Origin of the sequence: Priestia sp. D3YE.R1, assembly GCF_049199565.1 — a bacterium.
GTDB classification, from domain to species: Bacteria; Bacillota; Bacilli; order Bacillales; family Bacillaceae_H; genus Priestia; species Priestia aryabhattai.
This window is the reverse complement of the sequence record NZ_JBLTHW010000001.1, coordinates 894,418-907,063: the sequence shown is the minus strand read 5'-3', so window position 1 is coordinate 907,063 and position 12,646 is coordinate 894,418. Positions and strand designations below refer to the sequence as shown.

Here is a 12,646-nt window from a genome sequence, read left to right as displayed (position 1 = left end):
TTACTATCATAACTTAACACTTATATCACAGCACAACCAATTAAATAAGCCCGCCTGCTCATACTATAGTATGAGCAGGCGGGCTTATTTACCATTATGCATAAACTATCAAAACAGTTCTCTGCTTTTGCGTTTGACATTTCCATTAACGAAATACTGTATTCTCTCTTTTTGCTCATTTGTTGGCTTCTTATACGTTTCACATTCAAACTGAAAACATGCTTTTTCTAAATCGACTTCATTTTCTACAATTTCTCCAATCGCACTCAATTGATTTAAGTCTCGCCAAAGTTCCTCAGAAGTTTCAGGGTCAAAATGAGATGAAAGATAATACTGCGCATCATATTTTTGAAGTTCTCTCTGAATCCGCTCAAGGTCTTCTTTATCATAACTCCAGTCACCGCTATAAAAATCTGGACATAGACAATCACCTAAAAACAGTACTTTTTCTTGGGGGACGTAGACAACGGACGAGTCCTGGGCGTGTACCCCTCCAATATGCTGAATGCAACAAGTGATTCCACCTAGGTCAACTTCCATATGATGATGAAACGTTACGTCCGGTTCCTGTAAAATTAACGTCTCTCGACATGGCATTTCTTTCTTTATCATATCCCGGCAAAATTCGATTTCCTCACCCTCCTGGACGCGTTTATCCAAGGAATCATCGTCCCAGCGCAGTGTCTTTAAATAGGCCAGCTTCTTCTTAGTTAAATGATGGCTGATTGTATACTTGTTCATTGCATGAATGCCAAATGTATGATCCCAGTGCCAATGCGTAATAGCTACTCCTTTGATTGGAGGGGCCCCCAGTTTTTCCACTTCTTCTAGAAAGGCTGATGCATGCGCAGGAGAATTCCCAGCGTCGACGACGAAACTATACTTCTCCCCGCATATAAGCCCGAGGACAGGTCGATCCGTTTCTTTAGAGTGAGGAAAGTAATAAATGTGGTCCGTTAGTTTTTTCAGCATATTTACACCTGCTTTATGTAATTTAATAAAAGCTTTTTTATCAAATGGTAAATAATGATAAATAAACTGTATCATACTCGGGTGCTGCTTGCCTATCCCATTAGGTGATATTCGACTTCTCTTGAAGAGCTATGACTTTTTCCGGCTCTGCTGCTTTGTACTTTAAGAAGATCATTACACTAATCATCACAATCATTCCTCCCACTAGCTGAGAAGCGGTGGTCATTTCTCCAAGTAAGAAATAAGCGAGAATGATGGCGCCAATTGGCTCGCCTAAAATAGCCATTGAAATCGTTGTAGCACCTACATACTTTAACAGCCAGTTAAATAAGGCATGACCAAAAATATTAGGAATAAGTGCTAACAGCAAAAAGATCCACCAGTCCTTTGTGTCATACTGAGTCAGCGATACGTTTGTACAAATATTGTAGACAAATAGAACCAGTCCACCGATTAAAAAAACGGCGAAACTATAGATGATTGGAGGCATTTTCCTGCACAGGTCTTGCCCTGCCAGCATATGAACAGAAACAGCCACTGTACCTAAAACAGAAAGCAAGTCTCCATAAAGAGCCGTTTTAGATACGCCGATATCTCCCGATGCGATAATCATCGAGCCGCTAACAGCAATTAAAATGCTGATGATTCCTACTTTGCTGGTTTTTTCTTTAAATAAAAAATAAGCTCCTATCACCACGAAGACCGGCTCAAGCGCAGTCAAAATCATCGCGCTAGCAACTGTTGTATGTGAAAAAGACTCCATCCAAAACAAAAAGTGAAGCCCTAAAAATACGCCTGATACAACTAGCATTAGCCATTCTTTTACCGTGCTGTTTTTAAAAAGAATTTTCATTTTCCTCCAGGGTAGAAACGGCAAGAATAGAAAGACCGTAAACAGCAGCCTATACATCCCTAAAATAGAAGCAGGTGCGTCCGACCATTTAATTAAAATAGAAGAAAAGGACACGGCTAATACACCTACTAAAAGAAATAATGCCGGCGGTAAAGGAAGAGTTGATTTATTCATGCCATTACTCCTTTTAGACCGTCTTTTTTCATATTTACTACAGGAATATCCACTCCGTCTCTATGTACAATTTCTTGTTCTTCTATGTAAAAGCCGATTGATTCATACAAAGCTATATTGCGAGAAATATTCATTCTCACCTTGCATGTTAAACTTTCCTTACCACACTCTTTGGCGTATGTCTCTAACCATTGAATAAGCTGTTTACCTATTCCTTTCCCTTGAAAAGCAGGAATAACAGACAGGCGGTAAAAATATAAGCTCGTTTCTTCTAGCGTAAAACGCGCCATCGCTACCGGCTTATTTTCGACGGATAAAATGACAGCTTCTTTTTCGTGCTTTAATGATTGCATAATAGATTCCATTGTCTCATCAAGAGCACTGGATGGTGGGACAGAATCGCGATAGACGGAGAAGGCTTGCAGCATAAGATCGTGAACTGTAGCAGCGTCCTCCGGCTGTGCTAAACAGTACTTCATAAATTTTTACCCTCTTTCTATAAAAATTAAGTATATCGAATTATTATACAACACCACCTATTTTTTTCCTACACCTTTTATTGATTTTTATTAAGGAGAATAACCTCTTTTTACGCTTTTACACCTTCCTAACTTTACTCCATTAATCTATTAATTCATTAGCACACACTCTTGAGAACTTTTTGTCGAAATGGTTAAAATTCTGTTGGGAGGGGATCATCATGACATTTTCTTGGCTTATACCTTACATAGCAGTGTCACTTATCATTGTCTTAATACCAGGACAAGACATGATTTTTGTAATGACACAAAGTATTGCTTCAGGCGTCAAAGCAGGCATCAAAACCGTATTGGGATCTATTACGGGAACATTCGTACATACTCTTTTAGCCGCAGTAGGGCTATCTATTATCTTTCAAAAATCAATTATTGCCTTTACAATTCTAAAGGTTGTAGGTGTTCTGTACCTGCTGTTTTTAGCATACCAATCGTTTCGCGAAAAAAGCGGTCCGTTGGAATTAACAGAAAACGTTCAGCAGCACCATCACTTTAGAAAAGGATTTGTTAGCAACTTAACCAATCCAAAAGTAGCTATTTTCTTCATTACGTTCTTACCGCAGTTTGTCAATTCGTCTCTTGGACATGTAAGTTTGCAGATGATTTTGTTTGGTATCATCTTTATCGCCGAAACGCTCATCATCTTTTCACTTATTGCGCTATTTGCTTCTGGCCTTGGGAAAAAAGTCAAAAAGAGCCGCATCTTTCAGCACACATTAAAATATGTAAAAGGAACGGTTTTTGGCGTACTTGGCCTAAAACTTTTATTTTCTAGCAACAATTAAGTAAAACAAAATGAAATTTCTTTCATCCCTGCTGTTATCGCCTTTTCATACCTGCTTCATTTGTCATATCACCCTATTTTTCCATGTGAGGTTAGTTGACAAAAGACCAAAATTATTATTTTATATATATATAAGGTTCAGATTTAGCAACAAGATTCGACAAGGATAATGAAGAAAAACAGCGGGGAAATAGAGAGATCTATCTAAATAGAGGGAAAATTCTATAAATTCACGTTTTTTATTATTATTCTAGTATAATTCATGAAGAGGTGAAACTATGCAAGAAGTAGTTCAAGGTTTTGTTAGTTCAATCAACGAATTTCTTTGGTCCTACTTACTGATTGCGATGCTGATTGCATTTGGTTTGTTTTTTACATTCAGGTCAAAGTTTTTACAAATTCGGTTATTAAGAGAAATGATTCGTGTATTAAAAGAAGGTGCGGATAGCTCTTCTAAAGACGGAATTTCTCCATTCCAAGCGTTTTGTATCAGTATGGCAGCCCGCGTTGGTACGGGGAACATTACAGGTATTGCGATTGCGATCGCTTTAGGGGGACCTGGTGCCGTATTTTGGATGTGGGTGCTGGCCGTTATTGGTTCAGCTTCAGCATTTATCGAGAGTACGTTAGCACAAATATACAAAGTAAAAGACAAAGACGGGGGCTTCCGAGGCGGACCGGCTTACTATATGGAAAAAGGGTTAAAAAAGCGCTGGATGGGCGGACTTTTTGCCATCTTAATCACTTTATCCTTCGGCTTAATTTTTAATGCTGTACAATCAAACACGATTACCCTTGCGTTTGAAAATGCGTTCGGAACAAATCGTCTAGTGTTAGGAATTATTATGACAGTGGCTTTCGCTGCCATTATTTTTGGCGGAGTTAAGCGTATTGCAAAAATGTCAGAATATATTGTGGTAGTACTGGCTGTTGCCTACATTGGCGTAGCACTCTTTATTATTATTATGAACATTCAAGAGATGCCTTCTCTTATTGCGTTAATCGTAAAAAATGCATTTGGTTTCGAGCAAATTGCCGGCGGTTCTCTTGGAGCAGCTCTTATGCAAGGAATTAAACGCGGATTGTTCTCAAACGAAGCGGGTATGGGTAGCGCGCCAAACGCCGCAGCTGCTGCAACAACAAGCCACCCGGTAAAACAAGGATTGATTCAAGCCTTTGGTGTATTAACCGATACGCTTATTATTTGTAGTAGCACTGCCTTTATCATTTTACTTTCAGGTGCTTACACAAATAAAAATTTAAGCGGTATTGAGTTAACACAAGCTGCTTTAAGCACTCACATTGGTTCTTGGGCAGCAGGCGCTCTTGCGATTATGATTTTCCTATTTGCTTTTAGTACATTAATTGGTAACTACTACTACGGAGAAACAAATATTGAGTTCTTGAACACAAATAAAGCTTGGCTGATGACTTATCGTGTTGCTGTACTTGCAATGATTGTGTTTGGTTCTATTTCTCAAATTCAGCTTGTCTGGGATCTAGCAGACCTGTTTATGGGCTTTATGGTAGTAGTCAACTTAATCGCCATTCTCTTGCTCTCAAAAGTGGCCTTTGCCGCACTCAAAGATTATCTTGCCCAAAAGAAAGCTGGAAAAGACCCTGTCTTCTATCAAGACAGCATTTCTGGACTTGATAATATTGATGCATGGGATCATTCAAAAGATAAATCTAGCTCGAAAGAAGCGATCTAATAAAAAAAGCCGTGAATATTCACGGCTTTTTTTATTGTGCAAATTTACTTCTTTTTTTCTTCTAATGAAGCAGTCTAAGACTAACCAAATACCTATAGTATAAATAAATCACGCTGTACGGAATCCAGTAGGAAAAAAATGTCCAGCCGAGATTCCATCCGTTTCCGTATATAATTCTTTCCATATACATATACGTTCCTTCTAAAAATGTTGTAAGCAGCGCAATAAGAAAAATAAAAAAATGAGGCTTTCCTATTCGCTGGATTAAAAAAATCATATAGCTGGCCAATACAGGATAGACACCTAAATTAAAAGGCAGCGCTTCTAATGCTTCATTTTCTAAAGAAGTCCGCAGTTTCCAAAAGCCATAATAGCTTCCTAATTCATTGATAACGATTGCTAAAATGCAAAAAGCAGTTCCTACTAAAGGCAGTAAACGACGATTTCTAGGATGTAAATAGAGGGTGCCAAAAACCCAAGGTAAAACAAATGCCAGCGCTATATTGATAAGCAAGAATATCCGACCTTTTTCTTTCTAGTATGCCACATCGTACCTTTTTCTAATCATCTCATTATCTTGAACGCAACAAGTGTAAAAGCACCTTATCTCTGATCGTTAAAAAAGAGTGCTTATTTTATGATTAATGTAGTTTATCCCCTTATTCTTCCATTTATTTTAATGAAACAAATTCAGCGTCTTTTTTCTGGTAATAATTTTGAACTAAACGCCCTGATAAAGCAGCTAATACCTGCTGAAATAACATCCCTAGTACGACGGGTACAGCAACGGGAGCTGGAAAATAAGATACCGCTAATACGGCTCCGGCGCTAATATTTCTCATGCCTCCGCAAAACGTAAGCGTCACAACTTTTGCTCGGTCCCACCTTAGCCATTTGCCAATCATCCAGCTGAAGAAATAACCAGCTGAACTCATTAAAAAGACGATTACGATAATAAACAGCAGTTTTTTATCAATATGTTTTAAATAAGGTGCAATTACTCCCCCATTTATCATAACCATCACACTTAACCCTATTTTCGAAACAGGTGCCAGCTTTGGTCCTAATGTCTGCTTAATTGTTCCTTTTGTATATTGATTTAAGCACATGCCTAACAGGGATGGAAGGACAATCATAAAACATAAATCTTTGACTAACTTTAGCGCTTCCAAATGCACGGTGTCTCCAACCACCAATAAAAGCGTATAAGGAACGATAAGCGGCGCTAAAAGAGTATCAATTAAAATAATGGATAGCGCAAGAGGAATGCTTCCTTTGTAAATCGAGACCCATATAAAACTAGTCACTCCTGTTGGAATAATCGCTGCTAGTAAAAGGCCCGTGCTTGTAAATACATCATGCGGAAAAATCACTTGACCAACGCTCCAAGCCCACGCTGGCATAAAAATATGTAAAACAAACAGGGCCATAAAGATTGGAAATGGACGGTGTATGGTGGCGTTTAACTGCTGAAAATTTGAGTTTAAACTTCCGGCAAACGTCATTAATGCAAAAAGCCATGGAATTAAAAAAGTATAATGACTTAATGACGAACCGACAAGAACTCCTACGAGCAAGCTGACCGGCGTAATAAACGGCATCAATTTTTCTAGCATTTTATTTAATTGACTTAACAAAGCTTCTCCCTCCAACGAACGTTTTAAATAAATAATAAGATAAATTAACGTTTATAATATCACCTATTTATTATACAACTTATGTTCAGACTATTGTCTGTCTCTTTTACTAAAGAGAGATATATTCATAATTATCACTTAAATAGATTTACGGGTATTTTTATGCTATTTTAATAGGGAAGAAGCTTTTAAAAAGAATGAATTTAGGGTACAGTACATTCTACATAGACATGCTTCAAATGACGGATATAAATGAACTGTAGCACAGTTTTGGTAATTAGGAGGATTGTATGGATTTTTTAAAGTCTCTGTCATCGTTGGATGATTGGAAAAAAATCGTGATTGCGATTGGGATCTTTCTGATCTTTTTGATTCTTCGCAAGCTGTTCACGACTTATTTGTTTAAGTTTATTATTGGTTTTGTCAAAAATAAAAAAATCAATTTAATTACGAGCGTTTTAGAAGCTTTTGAAAAGCCGCTGCGCTGGATATTTGTGATTATTGGTTTCAAGCTTGCTCTTCCCTATCTTCCCTTTGATGTTTTAACAGCCGACACGGAAAGACATTTAGTTCGTTCAGCTTCTGTTGGCCTTGCAGGATGGGGTTTGTATAATTTAGCTGCTTCTACCAATTTATTTTTTGCAACGTTTGCCAAAAATTTTGATATCCAAGTGGATCGAATCATCATTCCTTTTATTGAAAAGTTCATCCGCATCGTTGTTGTTATGCTTTCTATCTCCATTATCGCAGAAGAATGGGGTTTTAACGTAAACGGCTTTGTAGCAGGTCTTGGCTTAGGTGGTCTTGCTTTTGCCCTAGCCGCAAAAGACACCGTTAGTAATTTATTCGGCGGAATTGTAATTATTACCGAAAAGCCTTTTACCATTGGAGATTGGATTAAAACACCGAGTGTTGAAGGCGTTGTAGAAGATATTACGTTTCGAAGCACCAAAGTTCGAACGTTCGCTCAAGCAGTCGTAACAGTGCCAAATGCTACTCTTTCTAATGAACCTATTATTAACTGGGCTAAAATGGGGAAACGTCAAATTGCCTTTCATTTAAACTTGAATTATAATACACCAAAAGAAAAGTTAGAAACCGTAGTGGCAAGAATTAAAAAGATGCTGACTGAACACGAAGAAATTCACAATGAAACGATTCTTGTAAATTTTGACGGCTTCTATGAATCCAGTCTAAATATTTATCTGTATTTTTTTACAAATACAACCGTTTTTGCTGATTATTTAGATGTAAAAGAAAATATAAACTTCGAAATTATGGACATTCTTGAAGAAGAAGGCGTAGAATTTGCTTTCCCTACGCGCACACTCATCGTTGAGCAGGACGGAAAGCTTTCTGGCAATCCAAAAGAATTTTTAGAAAGTGCTCGAAGCTAAAAAAAGCTGACTACTAAGTCAGCTTTTTTTCCTTTCTTTTTTAGTTTGAAATGAACATTTGAGTCCAGTAATGACCGTAGCTTCCGCCTTTAGCGTAACCTACTCCGATTTCGGTAAATTGACTTGATAGTATGTTTTTACGGTGACCTTCGCTATTCATCCATGCGTTAACCACTTCTTTTGGAGTTGCTTGTCCAGCAGCGATATTTTCACCTGCTGTACTGTATGTAATGCCAAAGTTTTTCATCATGTCGAACGGACTTCCATATGTAGGTGATGTATGACTGAAATAATTTTTATCAATCATATCCTGCGATTTATAGCGAGCAACGCGAGCTACTTCCCAATTAGACTTTAAAGGCTTAAGCCCTACTTTAGCACGTTCTTGATTCACTAGCTGAACCACTTGCTCTTCGTATGAACTTCCTGCTTTATCTGTTGGTATGGTAATTTTTTGTCCCGGATAGATCGAATTAGGATTTTTAATAGCAGAATTCGCTTCAATCAGCTCGGAAACGCCAACCTGATATTTTACTGCTATTTTCCACATCGTATCTCCCGATTGAACGGTATGTACGGTTGCTGCTTGCGCAGTGTTATTAAGACCAAAAGCTAGAGTGACAGACAACAGTGTTACTAATAAAAGTTTTGATAGAGTTTTCATACTTTTATTAAAGCAAATTGATTTCAAGATTCATAGCGGTAATATTATCCCATAGTTCCACTATATGACTTTGTTATCTTCCCTCCACACTTTCTTTATAAAAAAGGCGCACTGCTCTTTCGCAATGCGCCTTCTTATTATGAAGATAAAGCCTGTGACTGATTCATGTCCGACACATTAACCTCTTCATCCATACTTTGATGCACCTGACGTTTTTTGATCACATCAATATATTGAATGTGATGGCCTTCCATTTTCGTAACGGTAAAGTCATACTGATCAAAGCTAAGGCTTTCTCCTTGCTTGACGTCATATTTTTCCGTTAAGACCCAGCCTCCAATTGTATCAACATCCGTATCATCAATTGTTGTGCCAAGCAGCTCGTTAAGCTCACTTACTAATAACTTTCCATCTACAATATAATGATCGGGTTTGACTTTCTGAATCAATGGAAGTTCATCCGCATCGAATTCATCACGAATTTCACCGACAATTTCCTCTAAAATATCCTCTACTGTTACAATCCCTGCTGTTCCTCCGTATTCATCAATTAAAATAGCCATATGGATGCGTTCACGCTGCATCTTAAGCAATAGATCATGAATAGGAATCGATTCAATTACTTCAATAACAGGACGGATATACTGTTTTAAATTTATTTTTTCCTTGCTGTTGTTCATAACAATCTCGGTTAAAATCTCTTTCATATTGACCATTCCAATAATATGGTCTTTATCTCCATCGATGACCGGATAGCGGGTAAATCGTTCTTCTTGCACCATATCAAGGATGTATTCGACCGTATCTTCCTGATCAATCGAAACGACTTCCGTACGCGGCACCATAATCTCCTTGGCAACGCGATCATCAAAGTCAAAAATTTTACTTACATATTTAAACTCCGATTGATTGATTTCACCGCTTTTATAGCTTTCTGATAACAAGATGCGAAGCTCTTCTTCACTGTGTGCAAGCTCATTTTCTGAAGCAGGCTTTAGACCAAATAACCCTGTTATTAAACGAGAAGAACTGTTCAATAGCCAAATGAAAGGATAGGTTACTTTATAAAAAAGTATAAGCGGACGAACAAATAATAAAGTGACTTTCTCTGCTTTTTGAATTGCAAATGTTTTCGGAGCAAGCTCTCCGACCACAACATTTATAAATGTAACAACCGCAAAAGAAATCGCAACAGATAGTACTTTTGTTAAAGCACCGCTTATCCCTAGTTGATCAAGTAATGGTGACAGGAGATGCGAAAGTGTAGGCTCTCCTAACCAACCAATTCCCAGCGCAGTAATCGTAATCCCAAGCTGACACGCAGATAAGTATTCATCTAAATTTGAAATAACTTGCTTCGCAGCTTTTGCATTGCTGCTCCCTTCTGCTATAAGCTGATCCACTTTGGAACTCCTCACGCGAATAATCGCAAACTCGGTAGCAACGAAAAAAGCAGTTAATGCAATCAGTACCGCTAGTAAAATCAAGTTAAATATGTCCAATCAAGTTCCTTAGCTCGTTTAAAAACGAGTAAGGACTCACCTCCTAAAAAATAAAAAATTTGGATAAAGAACTCTATCCCTGTACTGATCACATGGAAAAGTGCATATAAGGAGGAATCACATGATAAATGTATAAACATTTTTATATGGAGCAAAACTGCCAGTCTTTCTTCCTTATCTCACGTTTCACTCATTAATGTAGCAGGTCATTCTTTATTCAGCTGTTCTAGATGTGAAGCAATGGCTCACATCGCTTCATTTCATGATGTTGCTTCAGCGCTGATTCTCTCTTCCAGTTCATTTATAAAAAAATTAGTAGTTTACAATCTTTATAAAGTTAAAGTCTGTTAACGCCTTAAAAGAGCAATTATGTGATAAAGAGCGATATGCGTGAAGCAAATGTAGGTTTGTATAATACTGTATTGTACGCTTTGACACTGGTGCATATAACGCTACTTTGCCAACGTGGTACACTGCCCCATCCAATCACCTCTATTTCCGTATATCTAAAAAGAATAAGGAATAATTATCCTATTTCTTTTTAGACTTATTGTCTTTATTTTAAATGTTAAAAACTTTGCAGTCAAACGTTTTAGATAGTCTCCTGCCCTTGCTATTTACTGGTGCGGCGATTTTTAGCAGGTAAATAAAAGCTTGCTGCTGCACAAAAAAAACCAAGGACAAAACAGATAATGGGGAGTTTCATACCTATCGCTTCAGCATAATAAGTGAGACTCCTTCCGTGAATAGGGACAAGATTCATTTCAAAAATCAAAGTCAAAACAGCTGTCACTTTGAGTGCAATACCAACAATGAAGAGACAAACTCTCAAGCCTACACTCATATGCGAAAACATCCCTTCTATCCATTAGCGAATGTATGATGTACTACACCATATGATACATCCCTACACTTTATCACTAAATGCTAAAAAAGCGCTATGTCCATGCATAGACGCTTATAAGTTGGCGACCACTTGTCCAATGGAATCATAGATAACCAAATCAAACAAATAATCGTAATGCGTAGGTTCTTGATTAATCATCACCATATTTGTACGATTGTACCGGCTCACAAGCAGCGGAATCTGATTAATCGGTGCTACTTCAAGCGATGAACCAAGTACGATAAATAAATCAGATGACAGCGCTGCTGTAACTGCTTCATCAAACTGATGAATAGCATCTCCAAAGAGAACAACATTTGGCTTTAAAAGGCGCTCACACACTGTACATTGCGGGAGAGCTGACTGATTCAAATAAGCCAAATCATACTCTTCTTTACAGTTCGGACAATGAGCACGTTTAATGGAGCCATGAATTTCAAAAACGTTCGTGCTTCCTGCATCTTGGTGCAATCCATCAATATTTTGTGTAATAACATGTACGGTTTTGGCTGATTCTAGTTCCGCAATAAAGCGATGGCCTGTATTTGCTTTATACTGATGCAGCATTTTAATATGAAAAATCTCTTTAAACAGCGGCCAAAATTCATGAGGATACTGTTCATAAAAGTCAGCAGCTACTATGTCCACAAAGCTTTTGTTTTGGCGATATAAGCCATTTTGGGAGCGAAAGTCCGGTATGCCTGACTCTGTGCTCATTCCTGCTCCTGTAAAGAAACAAATGTGTTTAGCATCATCAATGAGCTGTTTTAATTCTTTGTACTGTTTTAACATTACATTTCTCTCCTATTTAACAATTAGTACAGGAATCGTTACTTGCTGTGCAATTTTAGAACTAACGCTTCCAAGCAGCATGCCTTTTACAGGATTTAACCCTCTGCTTCCTATTACCACAAGGTCAAATGAATTTTGATTAGCAAATTGAATTACTGTTTTAGCCGCGTCTCCGTGCATAAAGGTAATCTCATACTCCACGTTTCCTTGCTTTAAAATTTCGTCCGTTGTATGTATCCGACTTTCCCGTTCCTCGTCGCGGCTAAGTGATTTTAATCTTGAATCACCCTCTACTGCATAAATAACTTGAATAAAACTGTTTTCCGTCAGCTGAGCCAGCTGAACGGCTTTTTCTGTTGCTTTAGCTGCATGCTCTGAGCCATCTGAGGCAAGTAAAATCCGTTTAAACATAATGCTTCCTCTCCTCTTTTGTAAAATGGTTTTCTCTCTTTACTATATCACTCGCTGTTCAAATGTAATCATTTTTTTGATTATTTCTATAATTTTTAAAATTACTTGTCTACTTTTATGATAAACTGAAAGAAAACGTGTATAGAGGGGATGAACCAATGTTTGGTTTTGAATTAATTTGCACTTTTTGCAAAGGGCTCGGAAAGCTAGCCGTTATTCCTGGTATCGGTTACATGAAAACATGCAAACACTGCGAAGGGACAGGGATGCAGTCAAAAAAAGACGAAACTCCTTCAATATAAGAAGTTTCGCCTCAGCAATACTGT

At 37.7% G+C, this 12,646-nt stretch carries 14 protein-coding genes; 4 read left to right on the top strand and 10 right to left on the bottom strand.

Features of this window, described 5'->3' with window-relative positions; translation table 11 throughout:
• Positions 1-108 precede the first annotated feature (108 nt).
• The 3 genes from ACOZIR_RS04660 to ACOZIR_RS04650 are packed head-to-tail and all read right to left on the bottom strand — an operon-like array spanning position 109 to position 2,478.
• Positions 109-1,047: an MBL fold metallo-hydrolase gene (locus tag ACOZIR_RS04660; RefSeq protein WP_310878481.1), complete on the bottom strand. Its 939-nt coding sequence runs from the start codon at positions 1,045-1,047 to the stop codon at positions 109-111.
• A 25-nt stretch (positions 1,048-1,072) separates the two neighbouring features.
• Complete coding sequence (locus ACOZIR_RS04655; protein ID WP_045293948.1) at positions 1,073-1,999, bottom strand: DMT family transporter; 927 nt, start codon at positions 1,997-1,999, stop codon at positions 1,073-1,075.
• Positions 1,996-2,478 (bottom strand): GNAT family N-acetyltransferase, encoded by a 483-nt coding sequence (locus ACOZIR_RS04650; protein WP_045293949.1) that lies wholly within the window; start codon positions 2,476-2,478, stop codon positions 1,996-1,998. The genes ACOZIR_RS04655 and ACOZIR_RS04650 overlap by 4 nt, the downstream gene beginning before the upstream one ends.
• Before the next feature lie 221 nt (positions 2,479-2,699).
• Between ACOZIR_RS04650 and ACOZIR_RS04645 the strand changes: the two genes are divergently transcribed.
• Together ACOZIR_RS04645 and ACOZIR_RS04640 are read left to right on the top strand one after the other, a co-directional pair.
• Positions 2,700-3,320, top strand: a complete 621-nt coding sequence (locus ACOZIR_RS04645) for a LysE family translocator (RefSeq protein WP_013058667.1) — start codon at positions 2,700-2,702, stop codon at positions 3,318-3,320.
• A gap of 277 nt (positions 3,321-3,597) precedes the next feature.
• Positions 3,598-5,031 (top strand): alanine/glycine:cation symporter family protein, encoded by a 1,434-nt coding sequence (locus ACOZIR_RS04640; protein WP_045293950.1) that lies wholly within the window; start codon positions 3,598-3,600, stop codon positions 5,029-5,031.
• A 61-nt stretch (positions 5,032-5,092) separates the two neighbouring features.
• On the opposite strand, the gene ACOZIR_RS04635 is transcribed toward ACOZIR_RS04640, so the two are convergent.
• Together ACOZIR_RS04635 and ACOZIR_RS04630 are read right to left on the bottom strand one after the other, a co-directional pair.
• Positions 5,093-5,545 (bottom strand): CBO0543 family protein, encoded by a 453-nt coding sequence (locus ACOZIR_RS04635; RefSeq protein WP_045293951.1) that lies wholly within the window; start codon positions 5,543-5,545, stop codon positions 5,093-5,095.
• A 157-nt stretch (positions 5,546-5,702) separates the two neighbouring features.
• Entirely contained in the window at positions 5,703-6,668 is a 966-nt protein-coding gene (locus ACOZIR_RS04630; protein WP_045293952.1) for a bile acid:sodium symporter family protein, read from the bottom strand.
• 290 nt (positions 6,669-6,958) lie between these two features.
• Between ACOZIR_RS04630 and ACOZIR_RS04625 the strand changes: the two genes are divergently transcribed.
• Positions 6,959-8,065, top strand: a complete 1,107-nt coding sequence (locus ACOZIR_RS04625; protein WP_025750169.1) for a mechanosensitive ion channel family protein — start codon at positions 6,959-6,961, stop codon at positions 8,063-8,065.
• Positions 8,066-8,105: 40 nt separating this feature from the next.
• Here ACOZIR_RS04625 and safA read toward each other — a convergent pair whose 3' ends face one another.
• The 5 genes from safA to ACOZIR_RS04600 form a co-directional block, all read right to left on the bottom strand.
• Complete coding sequence (gene safA / locus ACOZIR_RS04620; RefSeq protein ID WP_078082276.1) at positions 8,106-8,729, bottom strand: SafA/ExsA family spore coat assembly protein; 624 nt, start codon at positions 8,727-8,729, stop codon at positions 8,106-8,108.
• A gap of 137 nt (positions 8,730-8,866) precedes the next feature.
• A complete protein-coding gene (locus tag ACOZIR_RS04615) occupies positions 8,867-10,231 on the bottom strand; it encodes a hemolysin family protein (protein WP_045293953.1) in 1,365 nt (454 codons plus the stop codon).
• Between the two features lie 613 nt (positions 10,232-10,844).
• Positions 10,845-11,075 (bottom strand): hypothetical protein, encoded by a 231-nt coding sequence (locus ACOZIR_RS04610; protein WP_045293954.1) that lies wholly within the window; start codon positions 11,073-11,075, stop codon positions 10,845-10,847.
• Positions 11,076-11,189: 114 nt separating this feature from the next.
• Entirely contained in the window at positions 11,190-11,909 is a 720-nt protein-coding gene (locus tag ACOZIR_RS04605; protein WP_045293955.1) for an NAD-dependent protein deacylase, read from the bottom strand.
• A gap of 12 nt (positions 11,910-11,921) precedes the next feature.
• Positions 11,922-12,320 (bottom strand): universal stress protein, encoded by a 399-nt coding sequence (locus ACOZIR_RS04600; protein WP_013058676.1) that lies wholly within the window; start codon positions 12,318-12,320, stop codon positions 11,922-11,924.
• Between the two features lie 158 nt (positions 12,321-12,478).
• Here ACOZIR_RS04600 and ACOZIR_RS04595 point away from each other — a divergent pair, with 158 nt between their 5' ends.
• Positions 12,479-12,622 carry a hypothetical protein gene (locus ACOZIR_RS04595; protein ID WP_013058677.1) on the top strand — a complete coding sequence of 48 codons (144 nt, stop codon included), beginning with the start codon at positions 12,479-12,481 and terminating at the stop codon, positions 12,620-12,622.
• Positions 12,623-12,646 lie beyond the last annotated feature (24 nt).